This window comes from Vagococcus vulneris, assembly GCF_003950515.1.
Classification (GTDB): Bacteria; Bacillota; Bacilli; order Lactobacillales; family Vagococcaceae; genus Vagococcus; species Vagococcus vulneris.
Genome location: NZ_NGJS01000005.1, coordinates 105841 through 120777, shown reverse-complemented (window position 1 = coordinate 120777; position 14937 = coordinate 105841). Strand labels below are relative to the sequence as shown.

General features: G+C 34.2%; 16 protein-coding genes. 9 read left to right on the top strand and 7 right to left on the bottom strand.

Annotated elements, in window-relative coordinates:
* Positions 1–25: 25 nt before the first annotated feature.
* A complete protein-coding gene (locus CBF37_RS05190) occupies positions 26–586 on the bottom strand; it encodes an ECF transporter S component (RefSeq protein ID WP_125983685.1) in 561 nt (186 codons plus the stop codon).
* Positions 576–1412 carry a bifunctional hydroxymethylpyrimidine kinase/phosphomethylpyrimidine kinase gene (gene thiD, locus CBF37_RS05185; protein WP_125983684.1) on the bottom strand — a complete coding sequence of 279 codons (837 nt, stop codon included), beginning with the start codon at positions 1410–1412 and terminating at the stop codon, positions 576–578. The genes CBF37_RS05190 and thiD overlap by 11 nt, the downstream gene beginning before the upstream one ends.
* 115 nt (positions 1413–1527) lie before the next feature.
* On the opposite strand from thiD, the gene CBF37_RS05180 reads away from it, so the two are divergent.
* The 3 genes from CBF37_RS05180 (at position 1528) to CBF37_RS05170 (ending at position 4180) form a co-directional block, all read left to right on the top strand.
* A complete protein-coding gene (locus CBF37_RS05180; protein WP_125983683.1) occupies positions 1528–2955 on the top strand; it encodes an aminotransferase-like domain-containing protein in 1428 nt (475 codons plus the stop codon).
* Between the two features lie 294 nt (positions 2956–3249).
* Complete coding sequence (locus tag CBF37_RS05175) at positions 3250–3714, top strand: YehS family protein (RefSeq protein ID WP_125983682.1); 465 nt, start codon at positions 3250–3252, stop codon at positions 3712–3714.
* 19 nt (positions 3715–3733) lie between these two features.
* Positions 3734–4180, top strand: coding sequence for a YaiI/YqxD family protein (locus CBF37_RS05170; RefSeq protein WP_125983681.1), 447 nt, complete (start codon positions 3734–3736; stop codon positions 4178–4180).
* Between the two features lie 32 nt (positions 4181–4212).
* Here the strand turns inward: CBF37_RS05170 and CBF37_RS05165 are convergent, their stop codons facing one another.
* Positions 4213–5397 (bottom strand): amidohydrolase, encoded by a 1185-nt coding sequence (locus tag CBF37_RS05165; protein WP_125983680.1) that lies wholly within the window; start codon positions 5395–5397, stop codon positions 4213–4215.
* 41 nt (positions 5398–5438) lie between these two features.
* Entirely contained in the window at positions 5439–5606 is a 168-nt protein-coding gene (locus CBF37_RS05160) for a TM2 domain-containing protein (RefSeq protein WP_125983679.1), read from the bottom strand.
* Positions 5607–5997: 391 nt separating this feature from the next.
* On the opposite strand from CBF37_RS05160, the gene CBF37_RS05155 reads away from it, so the two are divergent.
* The 4 genes from CBF37_RS05155 (at position 5998) to CBF37_RS05140 (ending at position 9038) form a co-directional block, all read left to right on the top strand.
* Positions 5998–6648 carry a hypothetical protein gene (locus CBF37_RS05155; protein ID WP_125983678.1) on the top strand — a complete coding sequence of 217 codons (651 nt, stop codon included), beginning with the start codon at positions 5998–6000 and terminating at the stop codon, positions 6646–6648.
* A gap of 219 nt (positions 6649–6867) precedes the next feature.
* The gene (locus CBF37_RS05150) at positions 6868–7221 is read left to right on the top strand and encodes a hypothetical protein (protein WP_125983677.1); all 354 of its coding nucleotides are present in this window, start codon (positions 6868–6870) and stop codon (positions 7219–7221) included.
* 607 nt (positions 7222–7828) lie between these two features.
* A complete protein-coding gene (locus CBF37_RS05145; RefSeq protein WP_125983676.1) occupies positions 7829–8155 on the top strand; it encodes a hypothetical protein in 327 nt (108 codons plus the stop codon).
* A gap of 166 nt (positions 8156–8321) precedes the next feature.
* Entirely contained in the window at positions 8322–9038 is a 717-nt protein-coding gene (locus CBF37_RS05140) for a YebC/PmpR family DNA-binding transcriptional regulator (RefSeq protein ID WP_125983675.1), read from the top strand.
* 37 nt (positions 9039–9075) lie between these two features.
* Here CBF37_RS05140 and CBF37_RS05135 read toward each other — a convergent pair whose 3' ends face one another.
* On the bottom strand, positions 9076–9777 hold the full coding sequence (locus tag CBF37_RS05135; protein WP_125983674.1) for a DsbA family oxidoreductase: 702 nt from the start codon (positions 9775–9777) through the stop codon (positions 9076–9078).
* Positions 9778–9967: 190 nt separating this feature from the next.
* Between CBF37_RS05135 and CBF37_RS05130 the strand changes: the two genes are divergently transcribed.
* The gene (locus tag CBF37_RS05130) at positions 9968–12076 is read left to right on the top strand and encodes a heavy metal translocating P-type ATPase (RefSeq protein WP_125983673.1); all 2109 of its coding nucleotides are present in this window, start codon (positions 9968–9970) and stop codon (positions 12074–12076) included.
* Between the two features lie 99 nt (positions 12077–12175).
* On the opposite strand, the gene CBF37_RS05125 is transcribed toward CBF37_RS05130, so the two are convergent.
* A complete protein-coding gene (locus tag CBF37_RS05125) occupies positions 12176–13561 on the bottom strand; it encodes a pyridoxal phosphate-dependent decarboxylase family protein (protein ID WP_165866644.1) in 1386 nt (461 codons plus the stop codon).
* 119 nt (positions 13562–13680) lie between these two features.
* Between CBF37_RS05125 and CBF37_RS05120 the strand changes: the two genes are divergently transcribed.
* Positions 13681–14568, top strand: a complete 888-nt coding sequence (locus CBF37_RS05120) for a LysR family transcriptional regulator (protein ID WP_125983671.1) — start codon at positions 13681–13683, stop codon at positions 14566–14568.
* Between the two features lie 28 nt (positions 14569–14596).
* On the opposite strand, the gene CBF37_RS05115 is transcribed toward CBF37_RS05120, so the two are convergent.
* Positions 14597–14860, bottom strand: coding sequence for a hypothetical protein (locus tag CBF37_RS05115; RefSeq protein WP_125983670.1), 264 nt, complete (start codon positions 14858–14860; stop codon positions 14597–14599).
* Positions 14861–14937 lie beyond the last annotated feature (77 nt).

Here is a 14937-nt window from a genome sequence, read left to right as displayed (position 1 = left end):
AACAGAGATGATACTATGAAAAGTATCATCTCTTTTTTAACATTTTATCAACTAAACTTGTCACTGGTTTATAGAGAAGTGTCACAATAATAATAGCAGCGATTGCATTAATTACAGTGATATACAATGTTCCAAAACTGGCAGCTGAACTTATAGGTAAAGAATTTCCCATCAGCAATTGAATCACTAGATTTTTGCAAAAGGTCATAAGAATTTTTGCAATTGCTGTTAACGACATGATTAGTGGAATAAACCAAACTTTGTTTTTAAAGTTTTTAAACTGAAGATATGAAAAAGCTAAAGTTCCGCCAACAATAAAACTTTCAAAAATAAAATAAGGAGCCTCTGCTGCAAAACCATTGAGAATATCAAAAATAGCAAAACCAACTCCTCCAGCTAGAGATCCTTTAAAAAAACCAAGCGTTAGAACAGCCAGACATAAAATTGGCATGCCTAAATGGAAAAACGGATTGCCGACAAGCGCCGGCAAAGGAATACGGATAGATGTCCCAATGACGGTTAGGGAGGCAAATAATCCCATAAGGACTGTTTCCGGCAGTGTCCATTGATGTGTTTTAGTTTTCATAGTTTATTTCTCCTATCATTCTTTGTTGTGCGTTTTGGAAAGCGCCATGCCAAACATAGCCGGTAAAATCGTTTAAATATAGGCCGTGTTCAATTGCACATGTGACATATTTTTTTGCAAGTTTTACAGCATCCAACGGCTGCAATCCCTTCGCAATACCGGCAGTTATAGCTGCCGCAAAGGAACAGCCAGCACCATGATTTGTCTGGCTATTAATTTTTGGTCCTGTTAAAAATTCAAAGGAGCGGCCATCAAAAAATAAATCTAGTGCTTCATATCCAGGAAATCTTGCACCGCCTTTAATGACAACTATCTTCGGTCCTAAACTAAAAATATTTTCTGCAGCCGTCATCATCTGCTGTTTTGTTTCAATTTTAGGCATATTTGCAAGTATCTTTGTTTCAACTAAATTAGGTGTGATGATGTCTGATAAGGGTATTAACTTCTTAATCATACTAGAAACAATTTCAGGTTGAAGTACCGTATCGTTAGTTTTAACCGCCATTACTGGATCAAGAACTAAGTGATGTTGGCTATTTCTAACTATATAATCTTCTATTAACTCAATATTTGTCAGACTGCCAAGCAGACCAAGTTTAACGGCATCTAGAGCTCCTCCTGAAAAGGCAGTAGCTAATTGTTTTTCTACTATATCTCTAGGGATTGGATAAATATCAGCTGACTGTGTCGATGGGTCGACGGTCAAAATACTGGTGATAGAACTAATACCAAATAAACCATATTCTTCAAAAGTTTTGATGTCTGCTTGAATTCCAGCACCACCTCCAGCGTCTGATCCAGCAATTGATAAAACTTTTTTTAACATTATAACCACCTCAGTAGATTTTTTTCTAGCTTATCATGTGCAATAATTATTCATAGAGCCAATTTATCAAAGTGGACCCATCCAATTATATGTTAAAATAGGAAGAGGTGATTTTATGCGTATTGAATTGAGTCGAGAATCAAAAGTGCCATTGTATCAGCAGATAATGCAGCAAATTATTGAAAAAATCGGTAACGGTGAATTAGAAATGAAGCGACGACTACCGTCAGAGCGTCAGCTTGCTAAAGAATTAATGGTTAATCGCAGCACTATTGTACGTGCGTATGATGAGCTTTGTTTTCAAGGATTTGTCGAAAGAAAAGTCAACAGCGGTACTTTTGTTAGTAAAATATCAACTGAATCAGTCATTGTCCGTCAGTTGAGTCGTATTGGAAGTGCTTCAACCAATCAATCTAAAGATGAGAATGAGTATCTGGATTGCATGAAACAAAAGTCTCTCATAAAAAATCAATCGTTTATTGATACATATACTGGGGAACTACCAACTGCATTGATTCCTGAAATTAAGTTGCCTGACTTAATTTGGAATGATTTTCTTAAGCGTGAGAATCAATCATTAGGCCTCTTAGATTTGCGTCGAATTATTGCAAAAAATACTGCTGTTAATTATCAGGTTTTACCCGACCCAGATGATTTAATGGTGACATCTGGCGGTTCGCAAAGTTTGTTTTTTCTCATTCAGACATTATTAAAACCTGGAGACACGGTAGTCATTGAAGATCCATCTTTTTTTAAGGGTCTGTCTGTTTTAAAACTAATGTCACTAAATGTGATTAGAGTTCCGGTTGACTCAGAAGGGATGCGAGTGAGTCAGTTAAAAGAGATATTAACAACAAATAATGTTCGTCTAGTTATCACAAATCCTAATTTTCAAAATCCAACGGGTACGACTTTAAGTTTAGAGCGTCGAATAGATTTGATAAAAAGCTGCCGCTTATTTAACACGATTATTATAGAAGACGATGTGTTTGGACAATTAGCATATCAGGTGCCAAACCGTTTGCCTTTATTGAAAGAATTAGCCCCTGACTTGGTAATTTACATTGGTTCACTATCAAAGGTCTTGGGGAAAAATATTCAATTGGGATGGATCTATGCTTCAAGAATTATTTTAGATGAAGTGGTGAGGCTGCGCGACGAAACTGAAAATAATTTAAGCATTTTCCCGCAAGTCTTAGCGGAGGTTGCACTGAAAATGCCATCATTCAATAAACAGTTAAAAGACCTACGATGTGATTTATCATATCGAATGACTGATTTTAGAATAGCTTTAATGGAACACCTGTCAGATTCTGTCACTGCAACTTTTCCACAAGGCGGGCATTATATCTGGTTAACTGTAACCAGCAGAAAATTGAAAAAGGATGATTGGCTGCATTTGTTAAATGAAGGAATTGCTGTTTATCCAAGTTATTTGAATGATAGGCGAGATTTTCAAAGTTGTCGTGTCAATGTCAGTCGCTTAAAGAACGATGATGTCAGTGCGTTTATAGCGGGGTTAAAAAAAATGATAAGGGGATAAAAAAACCTCCAGCAGCCTGCTAGAGGAAAGGAGTTGTTTTCATTTACTTTAGCAAGTAAACGAAAGAAAAAAGTTGTTTGTTGGTATAAGTTTATAGTAATACAACTTTTTGAATTAAAACAAGATATTGTGCGTTTAAGTTGTGAAAATTTAATTTTTAAAGAACTAAATTGGTTAAATAGAGTTATAGTAAAGAATGATTCAAATTAATGTGATTTTATATATTTTAATTTGACTGCTAGAAGCTGTCATTTTTGCTATAATGGGTTAACTTAAAAATTAAAGGAGTTTGTTATGAATCATAATGATCGATTAACACGTTTGAGGTACGCACTAGATATCAGAGATGATGATATGATTGAAGTGTTTAAATTGGGCGGTGTCATAATTACTAAAGAAGAATTGCTTGCTATGCTTAGAAAGATTGATGATGACAACTATGAATTGCCTCTAGAAGATGAATGCTTTGAAAGATTCTTAAATGGTATGATTATTTCTCAAAGAGGTCCGAAAAAAGGGGAAGAGCCTAAGTTTGAATTAAGACAGGGTAATGCTAATAATGTTTTATTAAAAAAAATAAAAATAGCTTTATCTTTAACAACCGATGATATTATTAATATTTTAGCCAATGAAAACATGTTTATTTCAAAAAGTGAATTAAGTGCTTTTCTGCGTAAAGAAGGTCATCGAAATTATCAGACGTGTGGCGATAATTATACTAGACATTTTCTAAAAGGTTTAATTCAAGAGTATCGTTAATAGAAAAGGGGGTAGTAGTGTGCGATTAGTGGTTGATGGAGATGGTTCTCCAGTTAAAAATGAAGTAATTGAGCTAGCTGAAAAGTATCATCTTCCAGTGTTGATTGTAACCAGTGTGGATCATTATACAACGAAAGAATATCCTGAGTTTATTGATTTTGTTTATGTAGATAAGGGCGCAGATAGTGCCGATTATCGGATTGTAAAAGAAATCCAAGATGGCGATATTGTCATCACTCAAGATTATGGCTTGGCTTCGTTATTATTAACCAGGAAAGTCAGAGTATTTCATCATAGCGGCAAAGAGTATCTGCCTGAAACAATTGATGTTTTATTAGCACAGCGTTATATGGGCAGTCAATTGCGAAAAGCCGGTAAAAGAACGAAGGGTCCTAAGGCTTTTACACAAGCTGATCACCAGAAATTTTTAAAAGACTTGGATGCTGTAATTAAACAATTGCTTTAAAAAAGAAACGACAGTTTTCTGCCGTTTCTTTTTTAATTTTTATCGTTACTAAATTCAACTTTTATTTTTTCTAAAATCTCCGGGTGTTCTATCATTCTGATAATAAATGCCCCCATCAAACGACCGCCATTGAAAATAACCGAGTTGATAGAATCATTCTTCATGAGGTCGGCTACTTCTTGTGTATGTAAGGAAATATCATCATCAGAAATAGCGAGCATCGGATGAAAAGCGGGACAAATATAGCTGATATTTCCAATATCAGAACTTGCGACTGCAACTCCAGTAGGTTCTTCTGTATAAGGGAGATTAAGTTCGTCCATGACTAGTTTTAATTGTTCGACACCTGCTTTATTGATCTTCATATCGTCGTATGCGGGACCAGTATCTTCAATTTGATAAGTAGTGCCCGTCGCTAGTGAGGCACCTTTGATACAGTTAACTACTTGCTGATACGTTTTTTGCAAGTCATCGCGTTGCTTGTTGCGTATATTTATGATTAATTCAGTTTTATCCGGAATAACATTTGGCGCTATTCCGCCATTTTTTATTATATAGGCTAAGCGAGTATCCATCGAAAGTTGCTGTCGCAGCATATCGAGTGCGTTAGTTGTAAGAATAGCACCATTTAGTGCATTTACTCCTAGCCAAGGTGCAGCAGCAGCATGAGCTGGTTTGCCTATATATGTGACACGGATTTCTCTGAGAGCCAAGAAATGACAGGAAGCCCATGTTTCTTTTGGATTCATATGTATCATGATGACAAAATCATATGAATCAAATAGTCCGTTGCAACTCATCGTGATTTTCTCACCAAATACTTCTTCGTTCGGTGTACCGATTAAATCAATGGTCGCGTTAAGGTCGTCTTTCATTTCCCAAAAAGCCAAAGCAGTCAGTAAACTAATACTTCCGCTAGCAGAATGCCCACAGCCATGTCCGATATCTGGTAATGCATCGTATTCCATTAAAATACCGATTTTTGGGTCTTGGGCAGACCCTTTGGTTATATTTGCCAGAAAGCTAGTTTCTACATCCTCAATATTTGTTTGATAAGAAATCGATTTATTTGATAAAATAGTCAAAATATTTTTGAGAGATTGATATTCTTGACCAGACAACTCCGGGTGGTGTGCTAAGTCTTTGTTAAATGAATAGGCTGTATCTTGACAGTTTTTAAGTTTGCTTAGATAGTGTTGAAAAAGTGTCTGCGTCATTTTTTTCTCCTTTTGTTTTATGTGGTAAGCATTAATTTGTGTTAGTTAATATTCTTAGCAGCTTTCATAATTAAAAACCAATCGATAAGTGCCCAAAGATCAAAACTGCCAACAGTTAGGAGTTTGCCAATACCTAATCCGATTTGGCCAAGGTAAAACCAATCAAAATTTAAAGTACCAGTAAATAATGAGAGGATCAATGCTATCATTGGACTTTTAAGTGAAATTGATTGAACAGCAGTTTGACATTTGATGGGTAGATAATTTAACTTGTCTTTAATTATCGCAATTTGTTCTAAATTAAAATAACTGGAATTTGCGGTTATATACGCATTTGAAAAGGATCTTCATTTACGTTGATGAAGTCTTTAATTATGCTTTTTATCACTCATAAATCATAAATTCTCCTGAAATTAATTTCTAAAATGTATTAAATTTAATTTGAATATCTCGTTAATTATATCATATATCTTTTTTTTTATATAACAGATGTAAGTAAAGGAATTTCTGAAATAAGACAATAAATTCTTTTTTATTAATGACCTTGTTTTCAAATTTTGATATACTTCAACTAACGATAATCAAAGGTTGGGGAGATACATGAGAAAAATAGGATGGTTGTTAGTCGCAGTAATAGTTTTAACCGGTTGTACATCTAGTAAAAAAGCAGAGACTAGTCATGTCAAGCTGATTGATTCTGAAAAATTGGCTAAAATAACAGATCACACAATTGAAAAAAATAGTTCCTCTAGTGAAAAAAATGCAGATATTTCGATAACGAGTGACAAAGCAGATATTTCGATAACGAGTGACAAAAATGACACGGAAATTATTAAGAACTATAACGCATTAACGACAGAATTAAAAATTTTACTTGCGTTATCCACCGTCGATAGTCCGTGGTTAAAAGATACGACGTCTTCTTTAGACCAACTAGAAATGACAGTTAAATACAATTTTGTAGACAACTTGATGTTTACGGCGCTTAATAAAAGCGGTGAGGACGCGACTTTACTCTATAAAATAGGCTTTAGTGAGAGTGACATAACACCTGAATTAGGTTATGAACTTTTGGTAAATGGGACAACTAAGAAAATTGAAACGATTGAAGCTGTAGGGAATTCAAAAGTTAAATTGTTTGAAACCTATCAAAAAAATAAAAATTTTTATGATAAAAGTATAGGGGCGATTATTCCAGATCCTACTTTAACGATAGAATATTTTAATCTGCAGGCAGCTACAGATAAATAAATAACTTTGAAAAGGATGAGAAGCCTTTTTTGTTCAATTAATACGTACATAACTTGATAAATGATCTGATGTATCTTTTTATTTAAATTATATTTATGAAACGAGATATCGTTATGTTAAAATCATCGTATTATTAAGATGATAATTGGTTTAATGTTCGCATTTTATCTGCAATATGTTAGTTCTCATTAAAATTACAAAAGAGGAGTCTTTTAAAAAATGAGTTATAAAGGTCGTTTAATCATCAGTGTCGCTGAACCGTTCTCACTGCCTCAAACATTATTATTTAAGATTCAACATGTCTTAGCAATGGATGTTTATATGGTACCGTTTATTATCGTAATAGTTGTTGGATTTTCTGGAAAATTGGCGATGCTGATATCATCAATTTCTTCAGCTGTAATTGACGGTGCATTTGTTGTCACATTAGGTTTAATTCTTATTCTGCAAGACTTTATAAAAGCATTACCGGTATTTATTCAATATCTATTTAGTTCACTCAGCGCAACAGTTTCTACTGTGGCGATGGTTTTAAACAAAGTGCTGCCTGAATATACACAAACTGAAGAATAATAGAAAAAATGCTGTTATAATAATATTTTATAAAATCTATTGAAGAGAGTAATGAGACAAGATGATATATATTGAGTTGTTTTATGAAATTATGAAAACAATATACAGTTGCGGGTGTGCATTGTTAATATTAATTCCCTTCTTTATAATTATTTTTTCATTGTTTCTGAGTTAGCAAAATAATTTCTTACGAACTATACTAATGATTTTTAATTTTTTTCTTTGTTTTCAATTGTTAATGATAAAAATCCCAAATAGTCAATTTGAGATAAATGGAGGCTGCTCGATATACTAATAATGCCGCCACCAACTAAGAATAAGCCTGGTGAGAAAGTCGTTTTTTTTAAATCATAATACCTGACGACAGAAAGATAATTGCTAAAAGTAAGTGACTTAAATTTTTGATATCTTCAAACTGACCAATATATTTAATTAAACCACTAGATATTACTAGAAACAAGATAAAAAGTGATGAAAGCAGACATATTGTACAATGAGTTGGTTTAATAAATTTCATCTTAAAGTTCTCCTATGTGATATGATAGAATGAATGATATGAGGTGTGCTTTTTATCATAATATAAATCGTTGTTTTTTGAGGTGAGATTATGGATTTAAATGGAAATGTTGTTGGAGAATATAACTTTTTAGAGGAAAAAAAAATTCCAGGAGGAAAAGAGTATCTGGTATCAGTAAAACTTCGGGTGAAAAAATTTATACCAACAGAAGCGCAAGTTGTTTTTAAGGTGAGTATTCAAACCAAAGACGGTAAATTGATTGGACAGGTTCCATTGTCGTTACTTGACGGAAATGTACCGACAAAAATTATTGCACCTGGGACATTTAATGGGACTGGTAAAATTATTATCCGCAATAGTGATTTGTTAAAGGGATATCATTTATCTGATATTTTTGTTATTCATATTTTCCCCTAAAATCTGAAGGTAGCAGCTATGTTTAATTCTTTAGTATGTATAAATAAGTTGGAATTCTAAGATGATATAGTTGTTTTGTAAAAAAATCTTGCATAATCACTTGAGATAAGTATAATAATATAGGAAGTTTTATATTGACCTAACTAAAAGAAAGCGAAGTGAAATTATGGGACGTAAATGGGCAAATATTGTCGCAAAAAAAAGTGCGAAAGATGCTAACAATAGTCGAATCTATGCAAAATTTGGTATTGAAATTTATGCAGCAGCAAAATCAGGTGAGCCTGACCCGCATTCAAATCAAAAATTACGTTTTGTTATAGAGCGAGCTAAAACATATAATGTCCCAAAACATATCATTGATCGCGCTATCGAAAAGGCTAAGGGCTCAGGGCATGAAACTTATTCAGAATTACGATATGAGGGATTTGGTCCAAACGGTTCGATGGTTATTGTTGATACCTTAACAGATAACGTCAATCGAACTGCTGCTGATGTACGTGCAGCTTTTAGTAAAAACGGCGGAAACATGGGTGTTTCTGGTGCGGTTGCATACATGTTTGATAATACTGCTATCATTGGTGTTCCTGGAGAGGATGCGGATGATATTCTTGAATATCTGATGGAAAAAGATATTGATGTGAGAGATGTTATCGAAGAAGAGGGACAAGTAATCGTGTATGGTGAAATAACTGATTTTCAAATAATTCAAGAGGCTCTTAAAGAAAAAGGAGTTGAAGAATTTTCGGTAGCTGAAATTCAAATGGTTCCTCAAAATGATGTGACTTTGACTGGTGAAGATTTAGCGACGTTTGAGAAAATGATTGATGCTTTAGAAGAGTTGGATGACGTTCAAAATGTTTTTCATAATGTTGACGTAGATTAATAAAAAGATGAAGCCGGTATTGATTGGCTTCATCTTTTTATTTAGGTAGTTCACAGCCGTTTTCGTCACAAATCATTCCGTTATTACTATTATTAGATTCTTGCTTCTTTGACCAAGCATCTGTTAAAGCGCGAATAAATAATTCTACTGGTTGTGCGCCTCTGATAGCATAGGTATTATCTATAACAAAATAAGGAGCTGCTGAAACACCGTATTGCTGTGCTTGATTTTCGTCTTGTCGGACATCAGACAGGAAGCAATTAGGATCGTTTAAAACTGATTTAACATCATCCTCATCTAATCCAGCCTCTGTGCCAAGTTTTGCTAGTATCTCATGGTCACTGATTAAAGCCCCATTTTCAAAGTAAGCTTTAAAAAGCAGATTTACCATATTCTTTTCTAATCCTTTTGATGAAGCCAGCTTGGTTAATCGATGGGCGTCGAGTGTGTTTGTCGGTTTCATAATGTCAAAATCAAAAGTTAAACCGACATCAGCAGCATGCTGTTTAATTCCTTCGTTATTTTGACGGGCTTGTTCGACAGAGAGACCGTATTTCTTTGCAATCGCTTCATCGATAGATGACCCATTATATAGAGGTGCCTGAGGATCTAATTCAAAGCTTTTAAAAAGGATTTCGATATTTTTGATAAAGGGCATCTGTGATAAAGCTTCTTCCAATTTCTTTTCACCGATGTAGCAAAAAGGACATACAAAATCTGACCATATTTCAATTTTCACAACTATTCCTCCTATTGATTTCTGCTTACTATTATATAGTAGTTTGTTTGTATTCAATAATTATCTGCTCAATATAAGATTAAAAACCGAATTAACAATGCGCTATTGTAAATTGATTGACTGATTTCCTGTGTTTGGTATGATAAATATATAAATCATCATAATAAAAAACAAAATAGGAGTGATTGTAATGAGTGATAAAGATAGCAACATGAAAGATATGCCTGATATAAAGAATAAAAATCATCATGATACTATGAATGAAATGAATCATATGCATCATCATGATATGAATCATATGGATATGCAAGGTCACGATATGGGTCACATGAATACGAGCAATCACTCCATGCATATGGGGAATTTCAAAGAAAAGTTTTGGTCATCGTTTGTTTTGGCTATTCCGATTATTTTACTTTCACCAATGATGGGCATGAAACTGCCTTTTCAATTTCAATTTCAAGGATCTGAACTAGTTGTTGCGATACTGGCTACGATTCTATTTTTTTATGGAGGACAGCCATTTTTAGCGGGCGCAAAAATGGAAATCAAACAAAAAAGTCCAGGTATGATGACTCTAATATCATTAGGGATATCAGTTTCTTATGTGTATAGTATCTATGCTTTTATTGCGAATCATTTTTTAAATCAACATGTCATGGATTTCTTTTGGGAATTCGCGTCTTTAATTGTTATTATGCTGTTGGGACATTGGATTGAAATGAATGCTGTATCTAATGCAGGTAACGCGTTACAAAAATTGGCGGAGCTTTTACCTAATGAAGTGACTGTTATTAAATCTCATGGAATTGAGTCAGTTGTCTCTTTACAAGATGTTAAAGAAGGAGATTTGATTGTGGTTAAGGCTGGTGATAAAGTTCCGACTGACGGAACGATTGAGTTTGGAACAAGCTATATTGATGAATCAGCAATTACAGGTGAATCACGAACGGTCAATAAAAAGGTCGGTGATAAAGTTATTGGCGGATCAGTGAATGGTGATGGAACAATTCAGGTTCGAGTTACCGGAACGGGTGAGAATGGTTATCTTGCTCAAGTAATGAAGATGGTCAGTGATGCGCAAAATGATAAATCTAAGCTAGAGGCCCTTTCTGATAAAGTGGCGAAGCATTTATTCTATGTTGCTTTGGGAGCTGGTGTACTATCTTTTATTGTCTGGCTTTTTGTAGATAATTTTTCTATGGCATTAGAACGTATGGTAACGGTTTTGATTATTGCTTGTCCTCATGCATTAGGACTTGCAATTCCTCTTGTCATTGCGCGCTCGACATCAATTGCTGCCAAGCATGGATTGCTATTAAAAAATCGTAATGCTATGGATCATGCATATGATTTAACAACAATTGTACTGGACAAAACTGGAACTTTAACGGAGGGTAATTTTAGTGTCAATGGTTTGGTATCATTTGATAAAATGTATGATGAAGACGAATTATTGAAATATATCGGTGCACTAGAAACAAATGCTAATCATCCAATAGCCAAAGGAATTATGTCATATGTTAAAGATAAAAACATTTCTATTTATACTGTTGTGGATTTGAAAAATGTCGCTGGTTCTGGATTAGATGGAAAAGTTAACGGTAAAGATGTCCAACTGCTAAATGCAAAGGGTATTACTGATTTAGGTCTATCTTATGATAGTAGTCTGACAAATAAATACACTGAGCAAGGGAGTACGTTAAGCTTTTTAGTAATTAATCAAGAATTAGTCGGAGCAATTGCATTGGGCGATACAATTAAATCTGAAGCTAAACAATTTATTCGGTCATTGCATGAATTAGGCATTGAGGCGATTATGGCAACTGGTGATAATAAACAAGCCGCTGAGAAAGTCGCGTCTTACTTAGGAATTAAACACTTTTATAGTGAGATGTTACCGACTGATAAAGAAAAATTAGTGGCCAAATTAGTTGGTGAGGGCAAAAAGGTAGCAATGGTCGGGGATGGTATCAATGATGCTCCCAGTTTAGCCAGAGCGACTGTTGGTATAGCCATCGGAGCTGGAACAGATATCGCACTGGAATCAGCTGATATCATTTTAACCAACAGCAATCCATTAGATATTTTAAGTTTTGTGACTTTAGCTAAAGAAACTCATAGTAAAATGGTACAAAATTTATGGTGGGGAGCAGGTTATAATATCATAGCAATTCCGCTTGCTGCTGGAATTTTGGCGCCTATTGGGATTGTTTTGAGCCCAGCAGTTGGTGCTGTGTTAATGTCTCTAAGTACAGTAATTGTAGCTTTCAATGCGATGAGTTTAAAAATGAAATAGTCATTTAATTAAATTAGTTTAAAAACCGAAGTGCTGTGGATGCTCTTCGGTTTTTTATTAATTATTTATGACTGGTTTTTCATAAGTAGGTACAATTTGCTATAGGACTTCATTAAGAAAGTCATTCAATTTACTGATGGTTTGATCAATATCTTGGTGTGTTGTTTTTGGAGATGTCGTACACATGCGCAATGTTGTCGCACCGTTGATCTTTGTTGTCATTATTTGAGCATAACCACTTGCAACTATTTTTTCGGATAATAAACTGTTTATGTCGTTCAGAATTTCAGCAGACAAATCTTTATGATAATATCTAAAATTTATAATTGCTGTTTGTGCTGGTGTAACGATTTGCCAATGATTAAAGTTGCAGATAACTTGCTGTGTATATTCAGCAGTATAAACACCAAAATCAATTTTTTGGGCAATTTGTTTTGTACCTAAATTCTGTAAAGTCAGCCATAGTTTCATGCCTCTAGCTGGATGAGACAGCTCAATACCTAAATCCCAAAAGTCGGTGTGGTCTGCTTTTTGAGCATCAGCTAAATATTCTGCATTGTCGCTAAAACTGTGTAGAAGAGTTGAGCGATTTTTGACTAAAAGCATGGCACAGGAGTATGTTTGAAAAAGCCATTTATGAGCATCCCACGTAATGCTGTCAGCGGAATTAATCCTGTTGACGAGATGTTTATGTTCACCAGACAATAATAAAGATGCGCCAAACGCCCCATCAATATGGAACCACAAATCGTGTTTATCAGCAATTAGTGCAATTTCGTGAAGCGGATCAATCACACCTGCATTGGTCGAACCGGCAGTCGCAATAACTAAAAAGGGGATCAGCCCGTCACGTTTATCGTTAATTATTTTTTTGTCTAAGTCATCAGGAATTATCTTTAGGTTGTCGTCTGTATTAATATAACGAATACGATCATCAGGAATTCCGATAATATGTAAGGATTTGTTAATACTGTGGTGAGCCTGATTGGATATATAAACAACACCTTTGGCAATTTGATCTGGTTGTATTTTAGTATCTCTGGCAGTAATTGCAGCTGTTAAGTTTGCCATCGATCCGCCTGAAACAATAATTCCGCTAGCATTTTTGGTGTAACCTGCTTGTTCGCATAACCAGTTAATTAAAGCATGTTCGATACAGGCTGTTCCGGAGCTTGCGTACCAGCCGCATGCATTTGGGTTATAAAAAGTATTGATCATATCACCTAATCGAGAAACGTCTTCAACAGGTGCAGGTATAAACGCAAAGTTGCGCGGATGTTCTAAAATTAAGCGGTTCGCATATACCTTTTCTTCAATGATTGAAAGTAACTCAGGTAGTGATCGTCCTTCTTCTAAAATTACTGTATCAGATAATTCATTAAATGTTTGGTCATTAATTAACTCAATAACAGGCTGTTTATCTAAATTTTGGTGTCTATCATAATAAGTGTCAATAAATTGTTTCATGTAATTTTTTGTCTTCATTACGTTTTCCTCCATATTGTTTCTTGCCATAAAATATTGTAGCATTAGTTATGAATTAAAAAAAATCAATTTATTTATACAATCGATTAAAAAAATTAATAAAAAAATAGGTGAACTTTATGGAATTAACACAACTTGAATCTTTTATAAAAGTAGCACAGTTATTGAGTTTCTCACAGGCAGCAGAATTTTTGGGGTATTCACAGTCAGCTGTGACCGTCCATATCCAACAGCTTGAGAAGGAAATGGATGTTAAGTTGTTTGAACGTATTGGCCGCAAAGTGTATTTATCCGAAGCAGGGAATATTTTCTTGCCGAATGCATTTGCAATTTTGACTCAAGTTGATATTGCTAAACAAAGTGTCGAACTAATTTCCGAACCAAAAGGAGAGCTGCGTTTAGGGACAATTGAGTCACTATCAGTAGTAATTTTACCTAATATTTTACTCGAATTATCTAGAAGATATCCAAGTATAACTGTTCTTGTTATAACTGGTACGACAGAGGAATTGATTCAACGGTTAAAAAACCATGAAATTGATTGTATTTATACTTTAGATTTTCCTGTGTATGGTGAGGAGTGGATTAAGGTATTTGAAAAGCATGAACGGAGTGTTTTTGTCGGTTCAAAAGAAATCGCCCACACGTTAAACAATGAAGTTACATTAAAAGAACTTATTGAGCAACCTTTTATTTTGACACAGCGTGGTGCTAGCTATCGTCGTGAACTGGAGTCGATGCTATCAAGTGAAAAGTTAACGCTTCAACCTAAATTAGAAATTGCTAACACGGAGATTATTTTAAATCTGTTAACTCGTGGTTATGGCTTATCATTTTTACCGGAATTTATCATTCAGGATCATTTAAAACAAGACACTATTCAGATAATTGATTATCCAGTACCGGATAGTTTGATTCAAATGCAATTGTTTTATCATTTGAACAAACAAGTCTCACAAGTAATGAAAGTTTTTTTTGAATTAATTAAAGAAAAAAATGGACTCTAAATAGAAGAGTCCATTTTTTCTGTAATTACTATACAGGTCTGACAAGTACACCATTTATATTATGAACGGTAGATAAGTCTATACTTTCATTGTAGTTATGGTCTGTGCCGTTTATTGAAAAGTTTAATAACAGCGTTTCGCCGTCTGTAACTATCTCAAAAAATGCAATATCTGTATAAATTTTCCGTTCAGTATTATTGTAAACTACGATTAACGTTCCGTTTTCTATATACAGATTAGTGGTTAGTAAATTTCCAGTAATATCTTTTACAGTTAAGCTTTTTTTTGCCATTATATCATCTCCTTATATATTTAGTTTACCATATTATTTTTTTACTGTAATAAGTTAAGCTTTTTTTTGATATTAAA